The sequence below is a fragment of the Streptomyces alanosinicus genome (genome assembly GCF_014650595.1).
Taxonomy (GTDB): Bacteria; Actinomycetota; Actinomycetes; order Streptomycetales; family Streptomycetaceae; genus Streptomyces; species Streptomyces alanosinicus.
The window spans coordinates 1-1465 of sequence record NZ_BMVG01000136.1; the positions used below are offsets into that span (position 1 = coordinate 1).

Annotated in this window: 1 protein-coding gene; it reads left to right on the forward strand. The window is 70.2% G+C overall.

Annotation, left to right across the window (positions count from 1 at the left end; genetic code table 11):
* Positions 1-71: 71 nt before the first annotated feature.
* Positions 72-1465 (forward strand): NF041680 family putative transposase (locus tag IE277_RS46645; protein WP_189960196.1); only part of this gene is annotated, 1394 nt, incomplete at its 3' end.

Genomic DNA, 1465 nt, shown 5'->3' on the forward strand with positions numbered 1-1465 from the left:
ATGAGGGCGGCCTTCCTCGTGATCCTGAACTCTGCGACGAGATCCAGGAGTTCACAAGGAAGGCCGTAGTGATGAGTGTGCTGGCGCGTGCCAGCGAACGGGACGCGTTCGCGGAACTGTCACGCTTTCGGACGGCCTTCTACGGGTGCCTGTCTGCGCGGGCCGATGCGTTCTTCGAGCTGGCCGACGCTTTGTTGTGTGCGGACGGGCCGACGCGGACGCCGGTCGAGCTGTCCCTGCTCGCCGAGCACCAGCGCGGCTACGGCTCGTTGTACGGGGCTCTGAACCATGGTCGGCTCGACACGGACGGCTTGCGTGACCTGCTGGTTTCCTTGCCGCTTCCGCGGTTCGACGGGCGGATCGTGCTCACGGCGGATGTCTCACCATGGCTGCGGTCGGACGCCGCCTGCTCGCCGGAGCGATTGTTCTGCCTGGTCCACGGCCGCAACGGCCGCTCATCGGACCACGTGGTGCCGGGCTGGCCGTACTCGTTCGTCGCCGTGCTCACCCCGGACCGCACGTCGTGGACGCAGGTCCTGGACGCGGTCCGGCTGGGGCCCGCCGACGACGCCGCGGCCGTCACCGCCGACCAGCTGCGGGCCGTGGTCGAGCGCCTGGTCACGGCGGGTCAGTGGCAGGACGGCGACCGGAACATCCTGGTCGTGGTGGACGCGGGCTATGACGTGATGCGCCTGGCCTGGGTGCTGCGCGATCTGCCCGTCGAGCTGGTCGGGCGCCTTCGTTCGGATCGCGTTCTGCGGTTGCCGAAGCCGCCGCGCGTCTACGCCCCCAAGGGCGGCCGGCCGCCGAAGCACGGGCCGGAGTTCCGCCTGGCGAAGCCGGAGACCTGGCCCGAACCGGCCGTGGTGACCCTCAACGACACGCCCCGCTACGGCAAGGCCGAGGCCCGCGCCTGGGACCGGGTCCATCCCCGGCTCACCCACCGCTCGGCCTGGATCGACCTGGACGGCGAACTCCCCTTGGTCGAGGGAACGTTGGTCCGTCTCAAGGTCGATCACCTGCCTGGTGACCGAGATGCGCCACCGGTCTGGCTGTGGTCCTCCGCGACCGGCGCAGGTCCGGACGATGTCGACTTCGTCTGGTCCTGCTACCTGCGCAGATTCGACCTGGAACACACATTCCGCCTGTTCAAGCAGTCCCTGGGCTGGACCCGTCCCCGGCTACGCGACCCGCAGGCGGCCGACCGGTGGACCTGGCTTGTCATCGCAGCCCACACCCAGCTCCGCCTCGCGCTGCCGTTGGCAGCCGACCGGCGCAAGCCCTGGGAGAAGACCACCCGCCCCGGCACAGCGCTTACCCCGACTCGGGTCCGGCGCGGGTTCAGGAACATCCGCCCTCACCTCGGCAGTCCGGCCCGTGCACCCAAACCCACCCGGCCGGGGCCAGGACGACCACCCGGCTCCAAGAACCGCAACCCCGCCACCCGCTACGACGTGGGCAAGAC